Below are 21,584 nucleotides of genomic sequence, written 5' to 3' on the forward strand. Positions count from 1 at the left end.
CTGTCATTGTTCAGAAACGGGTAGAAAAACGATAACCCGTGCCGCGGACCGTCTGCACCATGCGATCGTGGCCGCTCAGTTCCAGCGCTTTTCGCAGGCGGCGGATATGTACGTCAACCGTCCGGTCTTCGACATACACGTTAGTTCCCCAGACGTTATTCAGCAACTGCTCGCGGCTGTAAACGCGTTCCGGGTGGGTCATAAAGAAGTGCAGGAGTTTAAATTCGGTAGGCCCCATGTCGAGGGGATTTTCACCGGTCATCACACGGTGAGAAGTAGGATCAAGGCTCAGCCCCTGCATTTCGATCACCTCTTCCACCGCCATCGGTGAAATACGGCGCATCACGGCTTTAATGCGGGCCACCAGCTCTTTTGGGGAGAACGGTTTAGTAATGTAATCGTCCGCACCGGTCTCCAGACCGCGCACGCGATCCTCTTCTTCTCCGCGCGCCGTGAGCATCACAACCGGGATGTCGCGGGTCAGCGCTTCACGCTTCAGGTGTTTGATAAACTGCAGTCCGGAGCCGCCGGGCAACATCCAGTCCAGCAGAATCAGATCGGGCCAGGGTTCATTCAGCTGGTTCACTGCGCTGTCATAATCTTCCGCTTCAACCGGCTGGAAGCCGTTTTGCTCGAGCACGAAGCACACCATTTCACGAATTGGAGCTTCATCTTCTACGACCAGAATACGTCTCGCCATACTTTGCCCTGTCTTATCTTATTTACGTTACAAGTTTGTAATTCGGCGCCATTATGCGTCAGATTTATGACAGATTTATGAAAAACAGTACCACGTTAACGGGCAAACCGTTGTTTTATTACAGCGGTTATTTTCCCTTCTCTGAACGTTTATAATCCTGCTTTCTCTTTTTTGCCACGGATCAGCTATGCGCATACTTCACACCTCGGACTGGCATCTGGGTCAAAATTTTTACAGCAAAAGCCGTGCGGCTGAACATGAAGCGTTCCTGGGCTGGCTGCTGGAAACGGCCCGGACGCACGAGGTGGATGCGATTATCGTGGCGGGTGACATCTTTGATACCGGCTCGCCGCCGAGCTATGCGCGCGAGCTGTATAACCGCTTCGTGGTGAATCTGCAGCAAACCGGCTGTCATCTGGTGATTGTCGCCGGCAACCATGATTCCGTCGCAACGCTGAATGAATCCCGCGACATTCTGGCGTTTCTCAATACCACCGTCGTCGCCAGCGCCGGGCACGCCCCGCAGATCCTGAAAAAACGCGACGGGTCGCCGGGGGCGGTGCTGTGTCCGATTCCCTTTTTACGTCCACGGGACATCGTGCAAAGCCAGGCGGGGCTGTCGGGCGCGGAAAAGCAGCAGCATTTATTACAGGCCATCACCGACTATTACCACCAGCAGCACGCCGAAGCTTGTGCCCTGCGCGGTGACCAGTCGATTCCGGTGATTGCGACCGGGCACCTCACCACCGTCGGGGCCAGTAAAAGTGACGCCGTGCGTGACATCTATATCGGCACGCTGGATGCCTTTCCGGCGCAGCACTTCCCGCCAGCCGACTACATTGCGCTCGGACACATTCACCGGGCGCAGATCGTCGGCGGCTGCGAGCACATCCGCTACTGCGGCTCCCCCCTTTCGCTCAGCTTTGACGAAACGGGCAAAGCCAAATCCGTACATCTGGTGACCTTCTCCGACGGAAAACTCAGCGCCGTCGACACGCTGGAGGTGCCCGTCACCCAGCCGCTGGCGGTGCTGAAGGGCGATCTCGACGCCATTACCGCCCAGCTGGAGCAGTGGCGCGGCGTCGAGCAAGATCCCCCCATCTGGCTGGATATCGAAATCACCACCGACGACTACCTGCACGATATGCAGCGAAAAATCCAGGCGCTGACCGAAGACTTGCCGGTAGAGGTGTTACTGGTGCGCCGCAGCCGCGAGCAGCGCGAGAAAATACTGTTAAGCGCTCAACGCGAAACGCTCAGTGAGCTTCGGGTTGAAGAGGTGTTTGAACGCAGGCTCTCGCAGGAGGAAATCGACGACACGAAGCGCGCAAGACTCAGCGAACTGTTCAGCCATACCCTGCATGCGCTCAATGATGAGGAAGAAAACGCGTGAAAATTCTGAGCCTGCGCCTGAAAAATATCAACTCCCTCAAGGGCGAGTGGAAAATTGACTTTACCGCTGAGCCGTTTGCCAGCAACGGGCTGTTTGCCATCACCGGCGCGACCGGGGCAGGTAAAACTACCCTGCTCGACGCCATCTGTCTGGCGCTTTATCACGAAACGCCGCGCCTGAATAAGGTCTCCCAGGCGCAAAACGATCTGATGACGCGCGACACCGCCGAGTGCCTGGCTGAAGTGGAGTTCGAGGTAAAAGGCATCGCTTACCGCGCCTTCTGGAGCCAGAACCGGGCGCGCAACCAGCCTGACGGGAACCTGCAGGCACCGCGCGTTGAGCTGGCGCGCTGCGAAGATGGCAAAATCCTGGCCGACAAAGTGACGGATAAACTGGAGCAAACCGCCGCGCTCACCGGGCTGGACTATGGCCGCTTTACCCGCTCGATGCTGCTCTCACAGGGGCAATTTGCTGCCTTCCTCAACGCCAAACCGAGCGATCGTGCCGAGCTGCTGGAAGAGCTGACCGGCACCGAGATCTACGGCCAGATTTCCGCCATGGTGTTTGAAAAACACAAAGCCGCCCGCAGCGTGCTTGAAAAGTGCGAGGCGCAGGCGGCGGGCGTCGTGCTGTTGAGTGAAGAGCTACAGCAGCAGTTACAGCAAAGTTTGCAGGCACTTACTGACGAAGAGAAAATCCTGCTGGAACAGCAGCAAAGCCAACAGAAAGATTTTCAGTGGCTTACGCGCCATGAAGAGCTCGTAAGAGAGCAACAGCGCGTCAACGCGCTCCAGCAGCATGCGCAACAGGCGCTGGCGGACGCAGCACCTGAGCTGGCAAAACTCCAGCTTGCTCTGCCCGCCGCCCAGCTTCGACCGCTTTGGGAGCATCAGCAGGAACAAACCGCACGCCTGACGCAAACGCAGCAGCGTATTATCGAAGTAAATACTCGCTTACAAGCCAGAACCGCGCTGCGTTCGCGTATTCGCAATACCGCCCTGCGTAACCACGAGCAGCTTCAGACCGAACTGACGGCGCTGGCGCAGTGGCTGGCGGAGCACGAGCGTTATCGCCTGCTGGGGCAGGAGATCGCCGGATGGCGTGCCCAGTTCTCGCAGCTTAACCGCGATAAAACGCAGTTAGCCTCGCTTGCGGCGCGGATAAGTGAATTACGCAACAGGCTGGCTGAGATGCCGGAAAATGCGCTGACGCTAACGGCGGACGAAGTCAGCGTAGCCATGGAGCAGCAGTCCCGGTCACGCACGCTGCGCCAGCAGCTGACGTCGCTGCATGCCCGCTATCAGCCGCTGCAAAAGCGCCTGCGTCAGAGCGGTGAAAGCGTGCAGAAGGCGCAGGCCGAACAAAATAAACTCAATGAAACGCTGACGCTGCGCCGCCAGCAGTACAAAGAAAAAAACCAGCACTATCTCGACCTGAAAGCCCTGTGCGAAACCGAAGCAACAATCAAGAAGCTGGAGCATTACCGTTCGCAGCTTGAGGCGGGTAAACCCTGTCCGCTGTGCGGTTCCTGCGAACATCCGGCCGTTGAGCAATATCAGTCGCTTGAGCTGACGGATAACCAGCGCCGCCGTGATGCCCTGGAAAAAGAGGTCGCCGCGCTTAAAGAGGAAGGCCTGCTGGTGCTGGGACAGGTTAATGCCCTGACTCAGCAGATCCAGCGTGAAACAGACGACGCGCAGACGCTTTCTCAGGAAGAGCAAGCGCTCACTAAAGAGTGGATGGAGGCCTGCGCGTCCCTGAACATCGCGTTGTATATTCAGGATGATATCGCACCATGGCTGAACGAACAGGAACAGCACGAGCGCCAGCTTTATCAGCTCAGCCAGCGGCTGACCCTGCAGAACCAGCTGAACGAACAGGAAGCGCAGGAGCGGCAGTATCAGCAGCAGCAGGCGGCCACGCGCCAGGCGCTGGAACATGCGCTGCTCGCGCTCTCACTTAACGCACCTGAAGAGGGTCAGGAAGCCGCCTGGCTTCAGGCCCGTGAAGCTGAATTCGCGCAGTGGCAGGAGAAGCAAACGCAGCACGGCGTGCTGCAGGAACGCATAAACGCCCTGAAGCCGCTGCTCGACGCGCTTCCGGCAACAAACAGCGAGGACGCCGAACCGGTTATCCCTGATAACTGGCGCGCCATCCACGACGAATGCGTGTCGCTGCAAAGCCAGCTCACCGCGCAACAGCAGCAGGAAGCGCTGGAGCGAGAGCGCCTGCAGCAGTCGCAGACGCAGTTCACCGCGGCGCTCTCGGCGAGCTGCTTTGCCGACCAGGACGCGTTTCTTGCCGCCCTGCTGGATGACGATGCCATTCGCCATCTCGAACAGCGAAAGCAGTCGCTGGAAAACCAGATACAGCAGGCTGCGGCGCTGTGCGGGCAAGCGAACCAACAGCTGCAGTCTCATCTGACTCTGCGGCCGGAAGGGCTCGACGAAGATGCTCCTGCGCTGCAAAGCCAGCTGCAGCAGCTGGCGCAACGGCTTCGCGAGAACACCACGCATCAGGGCGAGATCCGTCAGCAGCTTAAGCAGGACAGCGATAACCGGCAGCACCAGCTGGCGTTGATGCAGGAAATTGAAGAGGCCGCGCGCCAGGTAGACGACTGGGGGTACCTGAACGCGCTGATCGGCTCGAGCACCGGCGACAAGTTCCGCAAGTTCGCCCAGGGGCTGACGCTGGACAATCTTGTCTGGCTTGCTAACCAGCAGCTTAACCGCCTGCACGGGCGTTATTTATTGCAGCGTAAGGCCAGCGACGCGCTGGAGCTGGAAGTGGTGGATACGTGGCAGGCGGATGCGGTTCGCGATACCCGCACGCTCTCAGGCGGCGAGAGCTTCCTGGTCAGCCTGGCGCTGGCGCTGGCGCTTTCCGATCTTGTGAGTCATAAAACGCGGATCGATTCCCTGTTCCTGGATGAAGGGTTCGGCACGCTCGACAGTGAAACGCTGGATACCGCGCTGGATGCGCTCGACGCACTGAACGCCACCGGGAAAACCATCGGCGTGATCAGCCACGTAGAGGCGATGAAAGAGCGTATTCCGGTGCAGATCAAGGTGAAGAAAATTAACGGGCTGGGGTATAGCAGGCTGGATAAGGAATTTGCGGTGGGGTGAAGGGTGGAACGGTGCGTTCTGGTGCCCCTCACCCTTGCCCTCTCCCACAGGGAGAGGGAATAAACACTATTTGCTTTTATTCCGGCCACAGCCACGCCGCGCCGCGCACGCCGCTGGAGTCACCGTGGACAGCTTTGCGGATCGGAGTTTCACACTCGCCGCCGAAGACCCACTGCTTCACCAGGTTCGGTACCGTGGCGTACAGCCGGTCGACGTTGCTCATGCCGCCGCCGAGCACAATCACGTCTGGATCGAGAATATTCACCACGTGGGCCAGCGATTTCGCCAGCCGCATTTCGTAGCGGCTCAGCGCCAGCTCCGCCACCGGATCCTGTGCTTCGACCAGACGCATAATCTCATTTCCCTTAAGCGGCTGGCCGCTCAGGCGATGGTAGTCGGTCGCAAAACCGGTACCGGAGATAAACGTCTCAATACAGCCCTGCTTTCCGCAGTAGCACGGCACTTCAGCGCGGTATTTAAGCTCGTCTTCATCCATCCACGGCAGCGGGTTGTGACCCCACTCACCCGCGGTGCCGTTACCGCCGATATGGGCGCGTCCGCCAAACGCCACGCCCGCACCGCAGCCGGTACCGACGATCACGGCAAACACGGTCTGGGCACCTGCCGCCGCGCCGTCGATGGCCTCCGAGACCGCCAGACAGTTAGCGTCGTTGGCCAGACGCACTCCCCGGTTCAGACGTTGGCTCAAATCCTTATCAAACGGCTGACCGTTGAGCCAGGTGGAGTTGGCATTTTTAACCACGCCGGTATACGGCGAGATCGACCCCGGGATCCCCATCCCTACGCTCCCGGTTTGCCCTGTCGCCTGCTCGGCCATCTCAACCAGTTGAGCAATCGTCTCGATAGTCTGGCGATAATCATCGCGCGGCGTTGGCAGACGATGGCGAAACAGCTGCTGCCCCTGCTCGCTCAGTGCGATAACTTCTGTTTTGGTGCCGCCCAAATCGATCCCAATACGCACAAGACTCTCCTCATTATTTTGATTATCAACAGAGTAGAAGCACGCATCCCGATTAGCAATGCAAGCGATGCGACAATTCGTTATCATGCCCGCTGATTTAACGACAAGGCCGTGGAAATTATCATGCTGTGGTTCAAAAATTTGATGGTTTACCGTCTCAGCCGCGACGTTTCGCTGCGTGCAGAAGAGATGGAAAAACAGTTAGCCGCTTATACCTTTTCCCCTTGCGGTAGCCAGGATATGGCAAAAACCGGTTGGGTTCCGCCAATGGGTTCACAAAGCGATGCACTGACCCACGCCAGCAGCACGGGTCAAATTATCGTCTGTGCCCGTAAAGAAGAGAAAATCCTGCCGACGCCGGTGGTTAAGCAGGCGCTCGAGGCGAAAATTTTTAAGCTGGAAGCCGAACAGGGCCGCAAGCTGAAAAAAACCGAAAAAGATTCGCTGAAGGACGAAGTACTGCACTCCCTGCTGCCGCGCGCCTTTAGCCGCTTCAGCCAGACCATGATGTGGATCGACACCGTCAACGGGCTGATCATGGTGGACTGCGCCAGCGCCAAGAAAGCAGAAGATACGCTGGCCCTGCTGCGCAAAAGCATCGGATCTTTACCGGTCGTTCCGCTGGCGCTGGAAACGCCGATCGAGCTGACGCTGACCGAATGGGTACGCAGCGGCGCTGCGGCCCAGGGCTTCCAGATCCTTGATGAAGCCGAGCTGAAAGCCCTGCTGGAAGATGGCGGCGTGATCCGCGCGAAGAAGCAGGATCTGGTCAGCGACGAGATCGCCGTACACATCGAAGCGGGTAAAGTGGTCACCAAGCTGGCGCTCGACTGGCAGCAGCGCATCCAGTTCGTGATGTGCGACGACGGCTCCGTGAAGCGTCTGAAGTTCTGCGACGAGCTGCGCGATCAGAACGAAGATATAGACAGGGAAGATTACGCCCAGCGTTTTGACGCGGATTTCATCCTGATGACCGGCGAGCTGGCCGCGTTGATTCAGAATCTGGTGGAAGGTCTCGGCGGCGAAGCGCAGCGATAACGGGCAAAACGTAGGCCGGGTAAGCGTTAGCGCCACCCGGCTAATTTTTTATTTCAGATAGCGGCACAGATAAGAGGTGGGCTCAGCCACCTGCAAATGAAATTCGCTGTGGCCAGGGACGTTGAAAACTTGCCCGGCAGCGTAAACTTTCCATTCCGTTTCGCCCGGCAGCAGGACGTTCAGCGCACCGCTGACCACCGTCATTTCTTCCGCTTCCGCCGTGCCAAAGGTGTATTCCCCTTCCGCCATTACGCCAACGCTGGCGCGGCCAGTGCTGCTGCTGGTAAAACCAATGGATTTCACTTTACCGGAAAAGTATTCGTTACTCTGAAGCATGAACTGGCCCTTATATTTTTAAATAAAAATTCACTATAGGGGCCATGCTCATCACCTGTCACGCAAAATCATTACATGAGCAGTTCCGAGGCCAGGCGAGCCATCAGAACGTTGGATAATAGCACCGGCACATCCAGCGCTTTTTGCAGCAAATCACGATGATGCTGGTGGAAACCCAGGCAGTCCAGAATCAGGACATCGGCCCCTCTTTCCAGCAGTTCATTCCCGGCCGCAATGAGTTTGGCCTCGCTGTCCCAGAACGGATTGGCCAGTGCGTACAAAGGCACTTTTTCCAGCACGTGCCATTTTGCCTCCTGGTTATCCATGAGCTCCTCAATGGGGACAATCACCCCCACCTGATGACCATCCACGATGGAGGCCACCAGCGGCGGAATGATGCGCATCGGTTCCAGCAGAATCGCATTGCGCGCCGTGAGCCCCTTAATGGGAGCCGTGCTCATCAGCAAAATAACGTCATAACCTTGATTATCGAGCACTTCTATCACGCCCTGCAGCGAGCGCTCGATTTTCTGGCGTGAAACGTGCGCCAGTTTACCGTCACTTAATAACGTCGCCAGGGGATCCTCCCCCGCCTCGACAGCGTAGTCCTCCATGACCTCTTCCCGACTCATCTTCCCCAACAGGCTAAGATGCGTTATCTGTTGTTCAGATACATGCTCGGTTAAGAGCGGTAACACTTCGCTTACAGGGACCACACCAATGGTGAGGATCGCCAACGTTGCCTTCATCTTTATCGCCTTCCATTACTCCAACATCGTGCACACAGGTACAGGCTCACTACGCTGCACAGTTCGTTTTTTCAACAAAACAGCACCAAGCGTAGCAGGTGATCCCGACATCGAAATGTAAAGATCGCCTGCCGATACCAGAGTTACTTGTAATAACTAAATATTAACTCCTGCTTAACTTTCACGATGAGTAAAAAGTGTGATTCAGGCACGATCCTGGAGCGTTTAGGAAAACATTCAGGTTATGTCGGGATCTTCATAGCGCCGTTTCGCATCCAGCGCTTCCTGTTCAGTCTCGTGTTCACTGATCAGCGAGTCCGGCTTGGGGTGATCGGCACGCAGTTGATACCAGGTCACGGTATGACCCGTATGGCCTTTTTCAACGGTAACAATGCGCGCTTCACGCGGATAGGGAGGTCTGGTTGGCATAGCTCATCCTTTTTTTATGTCTGAGCTATAAGTATAGACGCCGCTTAGCTGGCACAAGCCAAACGCAGGGCGGTAATAATCTGAATCACAACGTCTTCAGGAGAGGCTGACGCATCCACCACGTGGTGAGCCGCTTCGCGGTATAACGCATCGCGTTCCGCCAGCACTTCACTCACCTCTTCGTTCAGCGGCCTGGAGGTCAGCGCAGGGCGTTGTCCCTCTTCCGGAAAGGCTTCCAGACGCCCAACCAGGGCCGACACCGGCGCGCTAAGGTAGATCACAATCCCCTTTTCGCGCATAAAGTGACGATTACACTCCGCCAGAACAATGCCACCCCCGGTCGCGATCACGGCAGACGGGGTGGTGACCGCTTTCAGCGCGGCCGTTTCGCGCGCGCGAAAGCTCTCCCATCCCTCTTGCTCAACAATCTCAGCGATGGTTTTTCCAGCCTCGGTTTGCAGCCAGTGGTCGGTATCCACAAACTGGCGATGACACACGCGTGCCAGCTCCAGGCCAACGGTGGTTTTCCCACAGCCGCGGGGGCCAACTAAAAAGATGGGTTGGGTCATAGCCAGGTGTTCCCCTTGATGCCGGATGGCTGAAGAGTGTAAAGAAATAATTGCAGAAGATGTTGCGATTACTTTACTGCAAAGCGGTACGGGATGACAACCCTGTGGAAGCCACACTGTACCACAAATTGACAATAATTATCATTACGCTGTGCGGCGCTTCACCTCCAGCAGCCATTTATCCAGTTCGGCAGCAAACTGCTGACGATCGCGCTGTGACAGGCTGTCCGGCCCCCCGGTCTGCACGCCGCTGGCCCGCATCGTATCCATAAAATCGCGCATGGTGAGCTTCTCGCGAATGGTCGACGGCGAGTATCGCTCTCCGCGCGGATTGAGCGCCGCGGCCCCTTTTTCCAGCACTTCGGCAGCCAGCGGAATATCCGCCGTGATCACCAGATCCTCCGCGCTGCACAGGCGGACAATTTCGTTATCCGCCACGTCGAACCCGGCCGGCACGCGCAAAGAGCGGATGAACCGCGAAGGCGGTACGCGAATATTCTGGTTCGCCACCAGCGTCAGCGGCATCTGAACGCGCTCGGCGGCGCGAAATAAAATCTCTTTAATCACATTCGGACACGCGTCCGCATCAACCCAAATCGCCATATTGTCTCCCCATAATAACTCTGCCGACTATTGTCGCCTGCATTTCGTTGTTAAGCTATCAATCAGAGAAAACAACGCATAATGACGGAGAATCGTGATGGACAAGAAAATCGGGTTTATCGGCTGCGGTAACATGGGCAAAGCCATCCTGGGCGGCCTGATCGCCAGCGGGCAGGTGCTGCCGGGTCAGATTTGGGTCTATACCCCGTCACCAGACAAGGTCGCCGCGTTGCGCGATCAGTACGGGATCAACGCCGCCGAAAGCGCGCAGGAAGTGGCCCAGGTCGCCGATATCGTCTTTGGCGCCGTCAAGCCGAACATCATGATCAAAGTGCTGAGTGACATCACCTCCAGCCTGAATAAAGAGACGCTGGTGGTGTCGATTGCCGCGGGCGTCACCCTCGATCAGCTGGCGCGCGCGCTGGGTCACGATCGTAAAATCGTCCGCGCGATGCCCAATACCCCTTCGCTGGTCAACGCCGGCATGACCTCCGTCACGCCTAACGCGCTGGTGACCTCAGAAGAAGTGGCTGATGTACTGAACATTTTCCGCTGCTTCGGCGAAGCAGAAGTGATTGCCGAATCGATGATCCATCCGGTGGTCGGCGTCAGTGGATCAGCCCCTGCGTATGTCTTCATGTTTTTAGAAGCGATGGCCGATGCCGCCGTGCTTGGCGGAATGCCGCGCGCCCAGGCGTATAAGTTCGCCGCGCAGGCCGTCATGGGCTCCGCCAAAATGGTGCTGGAGACCGGTAAACACCCGGGTGAGCTGAAAGATATGGTCTGCTCCCCTGGCGGTACCACCATTGAAGCGGTGCGGGTGCTGGAGGAGCGCGGTTTCCGCTCGGCCGTCATTGAGGCAATGGCAAAATGCATGGAAAAATCAGAGAAGCTGAGTAAATCCTGATTTCTGACCGGGCGTCAGGCGGCCACTTCGGTGCGGCCGCGCCCGGCATTTTTCGCCCTGTACAGCGCCACGTCAGCCGCCTTCAGCCATTCCCGATAATGTCCAAACTGCGGCCCCCAGGGGGCAACGCCTACGCTGATGCGCAGCGCCTCTTTTGGTGCGCACGGTAACGTCAGTTTTTCCAGCCGCTCATGCAACCGCGACATCACCGCGATGGCGCTTTCCGCCGCGGTCTGCGACATAATCACCGCAAACTCATCCCCACCAAACCGGCCTATAGCATCGCCTGACCGTACTGACCGCTGGAGCTGACGCGTAATGGCGATGATCGCCTCGTCGCCCACAGCGTGCCCCCAGGTGTCGTTGATGTTTTTAAAGTGGTCGATATCAATCAGCAAAATCGTGGCGGTGCAGTGGTCGCGGCGGCAATGCTCAAATTCATTTCGCAGCAGCATTTCCCAGTGGCGGCGATTAAAGACCCCGGTCATGCCGTCACGGGTGCTCATCATTTCCAGCCGCTGCTTGTGCTCTGCAAGCCTGACGGCGGTGCGGTGGCTGAGCCAGGCAAAAAGCATGGGATAAAGCACCAGTACGGGCAGCGTTAGGCCCCACTCTACCGGGTCGGGCCTGAAAACAGCCACGCTCCCGACAAGCGGCTGCGTCACCAGCGCGGAAAGCAGAGTCAACAGGATCCCCGGGATAAACAGGCGACAGCCCCCGGAGCCCATCATATTCATACCTACCATCATCACCAGCGCTGCCGAGGGTAACGCGCTCATCCCCATCACGCCGATCCAGAGCCCGGCAATGATGGCATCGATCTTAAGATTGAACACTTCCTGCTGTTGAGGTGACGCGGCCCGGCAGGATAACTGCCAGGCGAAATGGGGCCAGACGAACGCCCACCCCACCAGTAAAAGCCACCAGCCTCCGGGTAAAAAATGGGTGACCAGCATTCCCGCAACCGGGAAAAACATTGCTGCCAGCCCCACGGCGCGCGCCAGCCGAACCCGGCGGGCAAACTGAATGCCGGCGCGGTGAGGGTCATCCTGAGAAAGGGTTAAATTCCACTCTTCCCGAATGCGCTTTTTGTTGTAATACGTTTCATCATTCATCATTTTTGGGAATATTCTGAAACATTTTCCCAAATTATAGAGAGGGGGTCTGCGGGGAAAGTATGAAATTTCGGGTGAGCCGCCGGAGCCGCTCACCCGTTCGAACTACACTTTTTTCTTCAGGCAGGCACTCATGAATTTGCTGCGGTCATCCCCTTTAAGGGACTGTTCGGTGGCCTTGGCATTACACTCGCGCATCTTTTGCTGCTGAGGCGTGAGGCTTTTTTCAGCTGGCTTCGAGGCGCCGTTTTTGAGGCAGTCGCTCATGTAGGTCTTACGAGCATCGCCCTTCAGACTCTGAGACGTCGCCTGTTGATTACAGGTGGTCATACGCTGCTGCTGCGGCGTTAACGTTTTCTCTTCCGCGTTCGCCGATGCGACCAGGAACAGGCCGGAGAGCAGAGTAACCAGTAATGTTGTTTTCATTGCACCATCCTTTTGTGAACATTCCCTGTAAGTCTGGTTCGTGACAGGAAAAAAACCACCCGGCAGATGTGATTTCCGCCGGGATTTTATTATTTAAGGCCCAGCGCCGCCTTCATGGTGTAGAACAGATCCGTTTGATCGGTCAGGCCTACCACGTTGGCCGCGTGCGGGCCGTAGGCGGCAATACGCAGCTGGGTGCCCGTGTGCTCCATGGACTCTTCTTCAGAGTTACCGTAGCTCATCACCATGACGGCACCATCTTTGGTGTTCAGCGACTGCGTCAGGCCAGGGGCTTTGGTATCTGGCGGAACGATCTGGCTGGCGTGCGCGTGGTCCGCGGTGACGATCACCAGGGTGTTACCGTCTTTTTTCGCGAACGCGAGCGCCTTCTGCACCGCTTCGTCCAGATCGACGGTTTCGCCAATCTGACCGCACGGATTTGCCGCATGATCCTGCTTATCGATCGACGCGCCTTCTACCTGCAGGAAGAACCCTTTTTCGCTCTTGCTCAGCAGAGAGATCGCTTTATCGGTCATCGCCGCCAGCGTCGGTACGCTGTCCGTGCGTTTCGGGTTTGGCGTACAGGTCACCGCAGGCTTATCGATATTGCCGTGATACGAGGCTTTTGGTCCTTCCCAGCGCACGGGCATGTTGCCGTCAGAGAACAGCCCCAGCAGCGGTTTATCCTGGTTCGCCTCGCTTATCGCCGCCAGAGCATTTGCGTCACTCACCAGCTGATAGCCGCGAGCCTGCGCCTGCTCGCGCAGCGTTTTGCCCTGCCACTCGCCCGCCGTGGCGGTTTCCGCGAAGGTTTTCGCGCCGCCGCCCAGCGTCACGTCAGGACGCGTGTTCAGCAGCTGTTCCGTAATCGAACCTTTGCCGCCTTTTTCCAGCGCATTTGTAGGGCATTTTTCGCTGGTCACTGACGGGCCGTAGCACTTACGCGAGGTCACGTGTGCCACCAGCGCCGCAGGCGTCGCATCCTGAAGTTCAGCGGTGGAGACGTTGCCGGTCGCCAGGCCCGCCGCTTTTGCCATCTCCAGAAGGGTTTGATGATCTTTTTCGTGAATATCCACGCCCAGCGCACCATTATAGGTTTTCACGCCGGTGGACCACGCCGTGGCAGAGGCCGCGGAGTCCGTTACGTAATCCGGTTTACCGGTTTTTTTATCCAGCGCGTAGTGGGTATATTGTCCGGTCAACGGTAATGCGTCGATACCTTTAAAAAAGCCGCCCGCACCCTCGGCATAATTTCGCGCCGCCGTGATTTCGGAATCCCCCATTCCATCGCCAATCAGCAGAATAATATTTTTCGCCGGCTTATCATTCAGCGAAGCGCGAATAGCAGCAGTTTGATCTTCTGATAAACGACGCGCGCCGCCAGGCTGGGTGATATCCCCTTTTGCGGCACGATTATCCAGCACGCTGGTTTGCGTCGTATCAGCATAAATGGCAGGGGTAATTAACAGGGGAAGTAATGCGATGAAAAGTGCGCTCTGTTTCAATTTATTTTCTCCATGTACAAATACATAAAAATAAAAACAGAGCGACTATAGGCATCCTGCATGACAATTCTATGACACGTCGTTACGTTCTGTGACGGTTTAGCTGCGCGGATGCCTTAACAGCTTCTTTACGTACTGGTGGAGCATCTCAGCATCCTCAACCGGTACCTGCGATTCAGGCCTGACGCTATCCAGCGCGCCTTCCACGCTCTCAATCAACGCCTGCTGATCGGTTTTCGCCATTTGTCGCAGCAGCGCGGTGACCACAATTTCAAGCGCTTCGACCTGAGCCACCAGCTCTTTTGACTCTTCTTCCTTTTGTGCCAGCTTGACCAGCAATTCAGCAATGAGGTTTTTCATCGTGCCAGTTCCTTTTCAGTTTTGTCTGAAGTTATCACTCTGAATCCCTATTGCAAAGAGAAGAAATTAATTATGGTATGCAAAAGTGATACAGGAACGGAAATAAAGAGGCAGCGCCGTGAGCGAAACGTTTTTCTATAAAAAGCGCCGCATTTTGTTATATAAAAATGCGGCTACCATAAGAATATATAATACATCAACGAAACGGTTATCTCGATGATTTCGCTTCCGCCATTTGTATGCGGCGTCGCAGTGCAATAGCCAGCTGGATAATATTGATTAAAACGACAATCGCTGTCGCCGCAAATACCCAACGAAAACCGGCCATCGCAGAAACGGATGCGCCAATAAGCGGGCCGGCAACATTCCCCAGATACATAAACGACTGGTTATATCCAAAAATACGCCCCGTCACCTGGTCGCTGGAATATTTGACCAGCAGGGTCTGTACCGCAGGCAACATGGCGCCATCAGCAAAGCCGAGCAGAAATCGCAATATGCCAAGCTGAAGCGGAGAGGTGACAAACGACATCGCGAAGAAGAGCACCACCGCAAAGATCAGCGTCGCCATCAGGATGCGCGCCGTGCCGATCCTGTCCCCCAGTTTTCCCAGACGCGGCGCGGAAATCAGGGCAGATACGCCCGGCACGGCGGCAATCATGCCGCTCAGAAAAGCGATATTTGTGCTCTCCGGCTCCATCGACTTGATAAACAGCGCCAGAATCGGCCCCACCGAACCGTTACAGAGCTGGATCACCATAGTGGTCACAAACAGGCTAATCATCAGGCCCGGATAGGGCAGCGAGGCGAAGACGGCCTTGCCGCTCAGGCGTTCAGATTTACTGATAACCGGGCGGCCCCCCTCTTTGATAAGAAAGAGCGTGACCAGAAAACTGACCACCAGCAGGATCGCGGTGATGATAAATACGGCGCGCAGCCCGACGTGGTCCGCCAGAAAGCCGCCCAGCAGCGGACCGCCGATGACGCCGCTGATCTGTGCCGTGGAGAGCGTACTCAGCGCCCAGCCGCTACGCTCGCGCGGCACCTGAGAGGCGACCAGCGCCATGGCGTTTGGAATATACCCGGACGTCAACCCCATCACCGCCCGCAGGAAGAACAACTGCCAGACGTTGGTGGCGAAGGCCTGCAGCAGAATGGCGATCGCCATCCCGAGCGAAGCGCGTAGAAGCATCAGCTTACGGCCTTTCCGATCCGCCAGGCTGCCCCACATCGGTGACACAATGGCGGAAACCAGAAACGTGACGCTGAACGTCAGACCGGACCACATGGAAAGGGCTTCATGCGAGGTCACCCCCAGCTGCGACACGTACAGAGGCAGGAACGGCAAAATCTGGCTGATGGCCAGTCCGGTAAAGAAGCAGCCGAACCAAACCGAGATGAGATTAACTTTCCAGGATTCCATAAAGAAATAGTCTTCATTTTTAGGCGAATTCGCCGACAGATTAGCAAGTTACGCGTATTAACGTCGCACCAGAGATGCGGCCCGACTGACTTTGGTGTTTTATCTCCCCAGTCATCATATTTGTGAAATAAGTCACAATTCATCCATTTTCTGGCGGAATATTATGCTTCAACGGCAGAGGCCAAAACCGCGCATTCCCAGATGAAAATGGTTGGCATGCGCCGCGTTATACTCCGGCCCCAGTCCGTTTCCGTAGTACCCACAGCTCGCCGCCAGCATGGCCTTCAGCCAGGGCTGCGTGGTGGCCGCCTTCCAGCCGTTCAGCACCGTGACGCGTTCACCGTTCGCCAGACGAAAAGCAGCGATATCCAGCGCCTCCGCCGTGGCATGTTCACTGCGTCGCGCGTCAGGGCGATGATAAATATTGCGGCAGGCAAAGCTGCCGAGGTGGTCGATACGCGCCAGGTCACTGCCCGTATAACGTTTTGTCAGCGGCCGGGCCTGCTGGCTGATATAGAGGACTGAGCTGAGCGCCAGCGGGCAGCTGGCAAGAAAACTGCTGTTCAGGCCGACCGGGCCGAAGTCACTCACGCGCACGACGTTATTCAGCGGACACGCGCCGCCGCTGTCAGCCACCGGCCGGGTGCGGATGAGATCGCGTTGATTAGCCTGTGCGAGCAGGCTCGCGCACGCCTCGGGGGTTAAACGCCGAAGCTTATACTGTGTGATTCGACCCGGCGGGTCGTCAAGCGTCAGCGGCATGAAAGGGTTGTAGTAAGGCGGCAACCAGCGGTAACCCACCGTTGCGATGGCCAAAATGATCAATACGGTCAGCAGCGTTTTTCCTTTCACTCTCCCCCCTCAACATTCCCCAAAACATTATGGCAGAAGGCCGCGAAACCCGCCGGGCATCGTGGTATGTTATTGGCTTTTCGTCATACTGGAAGAGAGTGAGATGGCTAAGCAGCGCGTAGGTATTGTCTTTGGGGGAAAATCAGCGGAACACGAAGTGTCATTGCAATCGGCCAAAAATATCGTTGATGCGATCGATAAAAGCCGTTTCGACGTGGTGCTGCTGGGCATTGATAAACAGGGCCAGTGGCACGTTAACGATGCCAGCCAGTATCTGCTGAATGCCCACGATCCGGCACATATCGCCCTGAATCCTTCAGAAATTAGCGTCGCCACCGTACCCGGCGTCGTAAAAGGGCAGCTCATCGACGCCGGCAACGCGCAGGCTCTCGCCCAGATCGACGTCGTCTTCCCGATTGTTCACGGCACCCTGGGCGAAGATGGTTCCCTGCAGGGAATGCTGCGCATGGCCAACCTGCCGTTCGTCGGCTCGGACGTCCTCGGCTCAGCCGCGTGCATGGACAAAGACGTCACCAAACGCCTGCTGCGCGATGCCGGGCTGAATATTGCGCCGTTCGTGACGCTCACCCGCGCCAACCGCGACAAACACAGCTTCACGCAAATCAGCGCAGAGCTGGGTCTGCCGCTGTTTGTGAAGCCTGCAAACCAGGGCTCCTCCGTGGGCGTCAGCAAAGTGACCAGCGAAGCTGAGTTCACGCAAGCCGTCCGCCTGGCGTTTGAGTTCGACCATAAAGTGGTAGTTGAGCAGGGCATCAAAGGTCGTGAAATTGAGTGTGCCGTGCTGGGCAACGATTTTCCCCAGGCGAGCACCTGCGGTGAAGTGGTCTTAAACAGCGACTTCTACTCGTACGACACCAAATACATTGATGATAAAGGCGCGCAGGTTGTCGTGCCTGCGGATCTCGATCCGGCGGTTAACGATAAGATCCGGGCGATCGCCATTCGCGCTTATCAGACGCTCGGCTGCTGCGGCATGGCGCGCGTGGATGTGTTCCTGACGGCGGAAAACGAGGTAGTGATCAATGAAATTAACACGCTGCCGGGGTTCACTAACATCAGCATGTATCCGAAGCTGTGGCAGGCGAGCGGCCTGAGCTACCCGGAATTGATCACCCGCCTGATCGAGCTGGCGCTGGAGCGTCACGCCGCCGACAGCGCGCTTAAAAGTTCCGTAAACGGTTAATCGGCGCGCTTCGCCGACTCAGCCTCATCCGCTGTCGTCTCTTCAGGGCGACGGCGGATAATCAACCCCGCCAGCCAGAAACTAATGACCCAGGTCACCAGCCCTACGGCATACGTTTGCCAGCCTTTTGCTTCAAACCCCAACAGGCCCACAATACCGTTAAGAATAAAGATCAGCCCGATAGCGAAAGCGTAGTAGTGCCAGTCACGGCGTAGTTTGGACGTGAGCTTCATAACAACTCCGGCAGGAAAAAAAGACATCCTCTCACAGTTTTACGGCCAGGTCTGTGGCAGATACGGAAATTCTGAAACGCGACGCAATTTTACTTAAGTTAATAAATTGTGACGTGCTGCAGAAATCAACAATCCAGGAGGATTCCGGCGCGTAAATTACCACGATTCTGATATTGACAAATGCGATGACCTGTCAAACTCACCCTGTACGAAGCGTATTAACAGAGCGATTTATCCGGAGGTCATCATGGCTGACTTTACATTGTCGAAACCGATTTTTGGCGGAAAACCAAAAACCTCTACGGCGGGTAATATCGCGTATGCCCTGTTTGTCCTGTTTTGCTTCTGGGCCGGCTCACAGCTGCTCAATATGCTGGTCCATGCGCCTGGCGTTTATGAACACCTGATGCAGGTGCAGGATAACGGACGCCCGCGAGTTGAGATTGGCTTTGGCGTCAGCACCCTGTTCGGCCTGATCCCCTTCCTCGCGGGATGTATGATTCTGGGCGTTGTGGCATTAGTGCTGCGCTTTCGCCGTCGCCGTTAAAGCCCCATACAGCGAGCCCGACGATCGTCCACGCGTTTTGCGAACCACGCGGTGGTCAGGTTACGCGTGATCTTCGGGCTTTCCAGCTGAATGCCCGGCAGGATAGCCCTCGGTAACGTTTTCCCGCTTTTCTGCTCTGCGAGCGCAAACACCTTCTTGTACAGATCCGTTTTCTCAAAGGCCAGACTATCGCCTTTCTCAAGCTGACGGCGAATGTCGCTGTTGCTCAGACCCAGCGTTGTAGAAAGTTTCCGTACGGCCAGCTCGGTGCTCCCCGCCTCGCTGCTGCCGTAAGCGATGAGATCGCCGTCCAGCGCGAGCTTGACGCCGCTTGCGCGGCTGACCGCACTCTGGAATGCCGCATTACGGCTGGCATACCAGCCGGCGTTAAAGTCGGCAAAGCGGTACAGCGGCTCATCGTAGTTCGCCGGGTAGTTCAACAGGTGATACGTGCCGAACCACAGTCCGCCGCGCAGGGAGAAGACCTCCTGGCGCACCGTCCCGTCGATTTTCCACGGATAGCCGTCGGTGTGTTTCTCCGCGAACGCGATGCTCACCTGCATCGGACCACCGGTGTGGACCGGGTTCAGTGAACCAAACAGCTTCTGCCCCATTGGGACCATGCTGATGAAATCATCAAAGATGGCGCTAAGCTGTTTTTCGGTTTTCACCTTATCCAGCCGTTCGCTGTAGCTTTTGCCGTTCGGCGAGGTGATTTTAAGCGCGGTATGCACGAGGAACACCGGGATATGCATGGACTCCGCGCGGCGGTCGATCTCTTTCCAGGCGATTTTGTTCAGACCCGGCACAGCCGGATCTGACTGGTACATTGACTCCTGCTGCGCCACCGCCAGCACCGAACAGATGTTCTCCTCGGTCGGCGCGATCTTTTGGCTTTCAAAGGTTTTTGCCAGCGCGTCTGCCCACGCATTGCGATCCTTTACGCTGGCGGGCATTTTCTGCCGCACAACGCTCGCCACATCAACGGGCTTCTCGCCCTTTTTGAGCGGAGCAGCCCCCTTTTCGGCACAGCCTGCCAGTACAAAAGCGGCCAGAATGGTCAACGGTAACGCGCGCGGTACGGCAAAAGACATAGCAACTTCCTGTATTAGCTAAATGTGTTGGTGACTTCCTGCAGGTCACGATCGTCCAGCTCGCGTTCAAAGCTGCGCAGACGTTTGTAGATGGACATCAGTTCTACCAGCGTGGTCCAGGAGCTGATCAGGTACTGGAACGACCCGCGAACCTGACCGAAAACGTTGGTGATCTGCGTCATCAGACCGAGCGTAATCGTACCCGCAACAATGGACGGAAACAGCAGGAACAAACCGAAAACGTTATCCACCTGCAGATACAAAATACGCGCGATGTTGAAATACATATAGTGGAAGTAGAGACGGAAATAGTTGCGACGCACGGCGCCAAACAGCTCGCGGACGGTCGGCGGCGAGGCGCGGTTGGCATCGTCTTCGCCATAAACCAGCTCTTTACGATATGCGGCTTCGACGCGTTGATTTTTAAACTCCAGCCCCGGCAGTTTGATCCCCACCACCGCCAGCAGGCCCGTCCCCATCAGCGACCAGACGATCGCGGCAATCACCAGACCATACGGAATATGGCCGACAATCGGCAAATCCGGTACATGCGCCGAGAGCGTTACCAGCACCGGCAGGAAGGCAATCAGCGTCATAATGGCGTTGATAAAGCTGACGCCCATGTCTTCAAGCGTGGAGGCAAAACGCATGGTGTCTTCCTGCACACGCTGTGCGGCACCTTCGATATGGCGCAGGTGCTGCCAGTGCGCCATATAATGTTCGTTCATCGCGGTACGCCAGCGGAAAACGTAGTGGCTGACGAAGAAATTGTTCATCACGCCGATGATAACCGCAATCAGGGCGATGCCGAGGAAGACGCCAACTTCATGGTAGAACTGATTGATGGTCACCTTATGCGGCGAGCTCAGCGCGGTCTGGATCAGATCGTAGAACGGCGCATACCAGGCGTTAACCGCCACGCCCACTTCCACCAGAAACCAGGTGACGAAGATAATCAGCGATGTGCCGAGGATCGACCAGTACTGCCAGCGGTGCGGAGAATAGACAAACCAAAAAAGGGCAAACAGCCCTACGCACACCGTGTAGTAGGCATAAAACAGCAGGTAGCTGAGCGACCAGAAGCGCGCCGCGCTAATCGGTACCTCGCCTGTCGCTCCCGTGATGCGCGTCAGCCATGCGCCCCCGCCCGCCTGCCAGAAAATGACAGCGATGAGTGCCCAAATAAATGCCGACAGGAAAAAAGGCCCCGGCTTTGGGAAAAAAGACTTAAACATAATGCTTCCTTCTTGTTGTTATGGCTGTTGCTGTGCACAACACGTTACCAAACGAAATACCTGCCCAGGCCAGCCTCCCGGCTCAGGCAAAAAGGTCAGACCCGAGGGTTGATTATTAGTTCGCTTTCCAGTTTTCGAGAATTGTTTCGGTGCGTTTCACTGCGAGAGGGTTCGCTGGCGCAATGAAGTTACGCCAGACGTCGTTGTGATGGTTAATCAGGATCTGTGCTTCAGCAGCCGGGCGGTTGGATGTGGTATGGGCATCTTCCGCAACTGTGATGTGATAACCCCGGCTAACGCCGTTCTTGATCGTCGCATCGACGCAGTAATCGGTGGCGCAGCCGCAGATGACAAACTCTCGAATGCCCTGGTCACGCAGCAGCGTCTCAAGCCCGGTGTTGTAGAAGGCATCACAGGCCGTTTTGGTCACGTAAAGCGCGTCAGCCGGCTGATGGAGTTCAGGCAGTAGCGCAAATCCTTCACTTCCCTCTTCCAGCCCCCCGGCCTCGGTGTGCTGAATAAAAATCACCTTGTCGGCAGCCTGCGTAAGCTGGTTGATCAGAGACACACACTTTTCGCGCTGATGACGAGGGGTTTCAAATACCCCGTTCTGCATATCGACAACCATAACCACACGCTTCTCAGACATACCGTTCTCCGTAAGATTGAGTGACACTGGTGCCTATCATAAGCCCGATGTCACAAAATGGGAGATGGCTCGTAAGTAAATTGTTCATATTTACCCATGGTTACGTT

Annotated in this window: 23 protein-coding genes; 6 read left to right on the forward strand and 17 right to left on the reverse strand. The window is 56.5% G+C overall.

Going from position 1 to position 21,584, the window contains the following annotated elements; all coding sequences use genetic code 11:
- Positions 1 to 10: 10 nt before the first annotated feature.
- The gene (phoB, locus tag UR504_RS06930) at positions 11 to 700 is read right to left on the reverse strand and encodes a phosphate response regulator transcription factor PhoB (protein ID WP_008503265.1); all 690 of its coding nucleotides are present in this window, start codon (positions 698 to 700) and stop codon (positions 11 to 13) included.
- A 187-nt stretch (positions 701 to 887) separates the two neighbouring features.
- On the opposite strand from phoB, the gene sbcD reads away from it, so the two are divergent.
- Together sbcD and sbcC are read left to right on the forward strand one after the other, a co-directional pair.
- Positions 888 to 2,093, forward strand: coding sequence for an exonuclease subunit SbcD (gene sbcD, locus UR504_RS06935; RefSeq protein ID WP_302234211.1), 1,206 nt, complete (start codon positions 888 to 890; stop codon positions 2,091 to 2,093).
- Positions 2,090 to 5,221: an exonuclease subunit SbcC gene (gene sbcC, locus UR504_RS06940; protein WP_302234210.1), complete on the forward strand. Its 3,132-nt coding sequence runs from the start codon at positions 2,090 to 2,092 to the stop codon at positions 5,219 to 5,221. Before sbcD ends, sbcC begins: the two co-directional genes overlap by 4 nt.
- Positions 5,222 to 5,297: 76 nt before the next feature.
- Here the strand turns inward: sbcC and mak are convergent, their stop codons facing one another.
- The gene (gene mak, locus UR504_RS06945; RefSeq protein ID WP_302234209.1) at positions 5,298 to 6,203 is read right to left on the reverse strand and encodes a fructokinase; all 906 of its coding nucleotides are present in this window, start codon (positions 6,201 to 6,203) and stop codon (positions 5,298 to 5,300) included.
- A 123-nt stretch (positions 6,204 to 6,326) separates the two neighbouring features.
- Here mak and rdgC point away from each other — a divergent pair, with 123 nt between their 5' ends.
- On the forward strand, positions 6,327 to 7,241 hold the full coding sequence (rdgC, locus tag UR504_RS06950) for a recombination-associated protein RdgC (protein WP_023310540.1): 915 nt from the start codon (positions 6,327 to 6,329) through the stop codon (positions 7,239 to 7,241).
- 48 nt (positions 7,242 to 7,289) lie between these two features.
- Here rdgC and ppnP read toward each other — a convergent pair whose 3' ends face one another.
- From ppnP to UR504_RS06975, 5 genes are all read right to left on the reverse strand, one after another.
- Positions 7,290 to 7,577, reverse strand: a complete 288-nt coding sequence (gene ppnP, locus UR504_RS06955; protein WP_008503270.1) for a pyrimidine/purine nucleoside phosphorylase — start codon at positions 7,575 to 7,577, stop codon at positions 7,290 to 7,292.
- 71 nt (positions 7,578 to 7,648) lie between these two features.
- Positions 7,649 to 8,326 carry an AroM family protein gene (locus tag UR504_RS06960; protein ID WP_302234207.1) on the reverse strand — a complete coding sequence of 226 codons (678 nt, stop codon included), beginning with the start codon at positions 8,324 to 8,326 and terminating at the stop codon, positions 7,649 to 7,651.
- Positions 8,327 to 8,563: 237 nt separating this feature from the next.
- Complete coding sequence (yaiA, locus tag UR504_RS06965; protein WP_023334675.1) at positions 8,564 to 8,755, reverse strand: protein YaiA; 192 nt, start codon at positions 8,753 to 8,755, stop codon at positions 8,564 to 8,566.
- 44 nt (positions 8,756 to 8,799) lie between these two features.
- A complete protein-coding gene (gene aroL, locus UR504_RS06970; RefSeq protein ID WP_032639634.1) occupies positions 8,800 to 9,324 on the reverse strand; it encodes a shikimate kinase AroL in 525 nt (174 codons plus the stop codon).
- A gap of 144 nt (positions 9,325 to 9,468) precedes the next feature.
- The gene (locus tag UR504_RS06975; protein ID WP_010428006.1) at positions 9,469 to 9,927 is read right to left on the reverse strand and encodes a YaiI/YqxD family protein; all 459 of its coding nucleotides are present in this window, start codon (positions 9,925 to 9,927) and stop codon (positions 9,469 to 9,471) included.
- 97 nt (positions 9,928 to 10,024) lie between these two features.
- Between UR504_RS06975 and proC the strand changes: the two genes are divergently transcribed.
- On the forward strand, positions 10,025 to 10,834 hold the full coding sequence (gene proC / locus UR504_RS06980; protein ID WP_111963440.1) for a pyrroline-5-carboxylate reductase: 810 nt from the start codon (positions 10,025 to 10,027) through the stop codon (positions 10,832 to 10,834).
- A gap of 14 nt (positions 10,835 to 10,848) precedes the next feature.
- Here the strand turns inward: proC and adrA are convergent, their stop codons facing one another.
- The 6 genes from adrA to UR504_RS07010 all read right to left on the reverse strand — a co-directional run bounded on the left by adrA (position 10,849) and on the right by UR504_RS07010 (position 16,515).
- Positions 10,849 to 11,952: a diguanylate cyclase AdrA gene (gene adrA, locus UR504_RS06985; RefSeq protein WP_302234202.1), complete on the reverse strand. Its 1,104-nt coding sequence runs from the start codon at positions 11,950 to 11,952 to the stop codon at positions 10,849 to 10,851.
- Positions 11,953 to 12,054: 102 nt separating this feature from the next.
- Positions 12,055 to 12,375, reverse strand: a complete 321-nt coding sequence (gene psiF / locus UR504_RS06990; protein WP_008503278.1) for a phosphate starvation-inducible protein PsiF — start codon at positions 12,373 to 12,375, stop codon at positions 12,055 to 12,057.
- Positions 12,376 to 12,464: 89 nt separating this feature from the next.
- A complete protein-coding gene (phoA, locus tag UR504_RS06995; protein WP_302234200.1) occupies positions 12,465 to 13,880 on the reverse strand; it encodes an alkaline phosphatase in 1,416 nt (471 codons plus the stop codon).
- Positions 13,881 to 13,979: 99 nt separating this feature from the next.
- A complete protein-coding gene (gene iraP, locus UR504_RS07000) occupies positions 13,980 to 14,240 on the reverse strand; it encodes an anti-adapter protein IraP (RefSeq protein ID WP_024906786.1) in 261 nt (86 codons plus the stop codon).
- A gap of 208 nt (positions 14,241 to 14,448) precedes the next feature.
- A complete protein-coding gene (locus tag UR504_RS07005) occupies positions 14,449 to 15,663 on the reverse strand; it encodes a multidrug efflux MFS transporter (protein WP_302234195.1) in 1,215 nt (404 codons plus the stop codon).
- 168 nt (positions 15,664 to 15,831) lie between these two features.
- On the reverse strand, positions 15,832 to 16,515 hold the full coding sequence (locus UR504_RS07010; protein ID WP_302234193.1) for an extensin family protein: 684 nt from the start codon (positions 16,513 to 16,515) through the stop codon (positions 15,832 to 15,834).
- Positions 16,516 to 16,618: 103 nt separating this feature from the next.
- Between UR504_RS07010 and ddlA the strand changes: the two genes are divergently transcribed.
- On the forward strand, positions 16,619 to 17,719 hold the full coding sequence (gene ddlA, locus UR504_RS07015; protein WP_111963444.1) for a D-alanine--D-alanine ligase: 1,101 nt from the start codon (positions 16,619 to 16,621) through the stop codon (positions 17,717 to 17,719).
- Here the strand turns inward: ddlA and UR504_RS07020 are convergent.
- Positions 17,716 to 17,952 (reverse strand): DUF2754 domain-containing protein, encoded by a 237-nt coding sequence (locus UR504_RS07020; protein ID WP_111963445.1) that lies wholly within the window; start codon positions 17,950 to 17,952, stop codon positions 17,716 to 17,718. The two genes, ddlA and UR504_RS07020, sit on opposite strands and share 4 nt — an antisense overlap.
- 247 nt (positions 17,953 to 18,199) lie before the next feature.
- Between UR504_RS07020 and UR504_RS07025 the strand changes: the two genes are divergently transcribed.
- A complete protein-coding gene (locus UR504_RS07025) occupies positions 18,200 to 18,499 on the forward strand; it encodes a DUF2755 family protein (protein ID WP_008503287.1) in 300 nt (99 codons plus the stop codon).
- On the opposite strand, the gene UR504_RS07030 is transcribed toward UR504_RS07025, so the two are convergent.
- From UR504_RS07030 to UR504_RS07040, 3 genes are all read right to left on the reverse strand, one after another.
- On the reverse strand, positions 18,496 to 19,593 hold the full coding sequence (locus tag UR504_RS07030; protein ID WP_302234191.1) for a DUF1615 domain-containing protein: 1,098 nt from the start codon (positions 19,591 to 19,593) through the stop codon (positions 18,496 to 18,498). The two genes, UR504_RS07025 and UR504_RS07030, sit on opposite strands and share 4 nt — an antisense overlap.
- A 14-nt stretch (positions 19,594 to 19,607) precedes the next feature.
- Positions 19,608 to 20,828, reverse strand: a complete 1,221-nt coding sequence (sbmA, locus tag UR504_RS07035) for a peptide antibiotic transporter SbmA (RefSeq protein ID WP_104949290.1) — start codon at positions 20,826 to 20,828, stop codon at positions 19,608 to 19,610.
- A gap of 115 nt (positions 20,829 to 20,943) precedes the next feature.
- Positions 20,944 to 21,477 (reverse strand): isochorismatase family protein, encoded by a 534-nt coding sequence (locus tag UR504_RS07040; protein ID WP_115874321.1) that lies wholly within the window; start codon positions 21,475 to 21,477, stop codon positions 20,944 to 20,946.
- Positions 21,478 to 21,584 lie beyond the last annotated feature (107 nt).

Origin of the sequence: Enterobacter sp. 241F3, from assembly GCF_034106785.1 — a bacterium.
GTDB lineage: Bacteria > Pseudomonadota > Gammaproteobacteria > Enterobacterales > Enterobacteriaceae > Enterobacter > Enterobacter vonholyi.

Excerpts from the sequence above, each read along its gene's own strand:
- ppnP (WP_008503270.1), bottom strand. The coding sequence starts at position 7,577 with ATGCTTCAGAGTAACGAATACTTTTCCGGTAAAGTGAAATCCATTGGT.
- psiF (WP_008503278.1), bottom strand. The coding sequence starts at position 12,375 with ATGAAAACAACATTACTGGTTACTCTGCTCTCCGGCCTGTTCCTGGTC.
- UR504_RS07005 (WP_302234195.1), bottom strand. The coding sequence starts at position 15,663 with ATGGAATCCTGGAAAGTTAATCTCATCTCGGTTTGGTTCGGCTGCTTC.
- UR504_RS06975 (WP_010428006.1), bottom strand. The coding sequence starts at position 9,927 with ATGGCGATTTGGGTTGATGCGGACGCGTGTCCGAATGTGATTAAAGAG.
- proC (WP_111963440.1), top strand. The coding sequence starts at position 10,025 with ATGGACAAGAAAATCGGGTTTATCGGCTGCGGTAACATGGGCAAAGCC.
- yaiA (WP_023334675.1), bottom strand. The coding sequence starts at position 8,755 with ATGCCAACCAGACCTCCCTATCCGCGTGAAGCGCGCATTGTTACCGTT.
- adrA (WP_302234202.1), bottom strand. The coding sequence starts at position 11,952 with ATGATGAATGATGAAACGTATTACAACAAAAAGCGCATTCGGGAAGAG.
- sbmA (WP_104949290.1), bottom strand. The coding sequence starts at position 20,828 with ATGTTTAAGTCTTTTTTCCCAAAGCCGGGGCCTTTTTTCCTGTCGGCA.
- ddlA (WP_111963444.1), top strand. The coding sequence starts at position 16,619 with ATGGCTAAGCAGCGCGTAGGTATTGTCTTTGGGGGAAAATCAGCGGAA.
- UR504_RS07030 (WP_302234191.1), bottom strand. The coding sequence starts at position 19,593 with ATGTCTTTTGCCGTACCGCGCGCGTTACCGTTGACCATTCTGGCCGCT.
- phoB (WP_008503265.1), bottom strand. The coding sequence starts at position 700 with ATGGCGAGACGTATTCTGGTCGTAGAAGATGAAGCTCCAATTCGTGAA.
- sbcD (WP_302234211.1), top strand. The coding sequence starts at position 888 with ATGCGCATACTTCACACCTCGGACTGGCATCTGGGTCAAAATTTTTAC.
- UR504_RS07040 (WP_115874321.1), bottom strand. The coding sequence starts at position 21,477 with ATGTCTGAGAAGCGTGTGGTTATGGTTGTCGATATGCAGAACGGGGTA.
- iraP (WP_024906786.1), bottom strand. The coding sequence starts at position 14,240 with ATGAAAAACCTCATTGCTGAATTGCTGGTCAAGCTGGCACAAAAGGAA.
- UR504_RS07025 (WP_008503287.1), top strand. The coding sequence starts at position 18,200 with ATGGCTGACTTTACATTGTCGAAACCGATTTTTGGCGGAAAACCAAAA.
- aroL (WP_032639634.1), bottom strand. The coding sequence starts at position 9,324 with ATGACCCAACCCATCTTTTTAGTTGGCCCCCGCGGCTGTGGGAAAACC.
- rdgC (WP_023310540.1), top strand. The coding sequence starts at position 6,327 with ATGCTGTGGTTCAAAAATTTGATGGTTTACCGTCTCAGCCGCGACGTT.
- UR504_RS06960 (WP_302234207.1), bottom strand. The coding sequence starts at position 8,326 with ATGAAGGCAACGTTGGCGATCCTCACCATTGGTGTGGTCCCTGTAAGC.
- UR504_RS07020 (WP_111963445.1), bottom strand. The coding sequence starts at position 17,952 with ATGAAGCTCACGTCCAAACTACGCCGTGACTGGCACTACTACGCTTTC.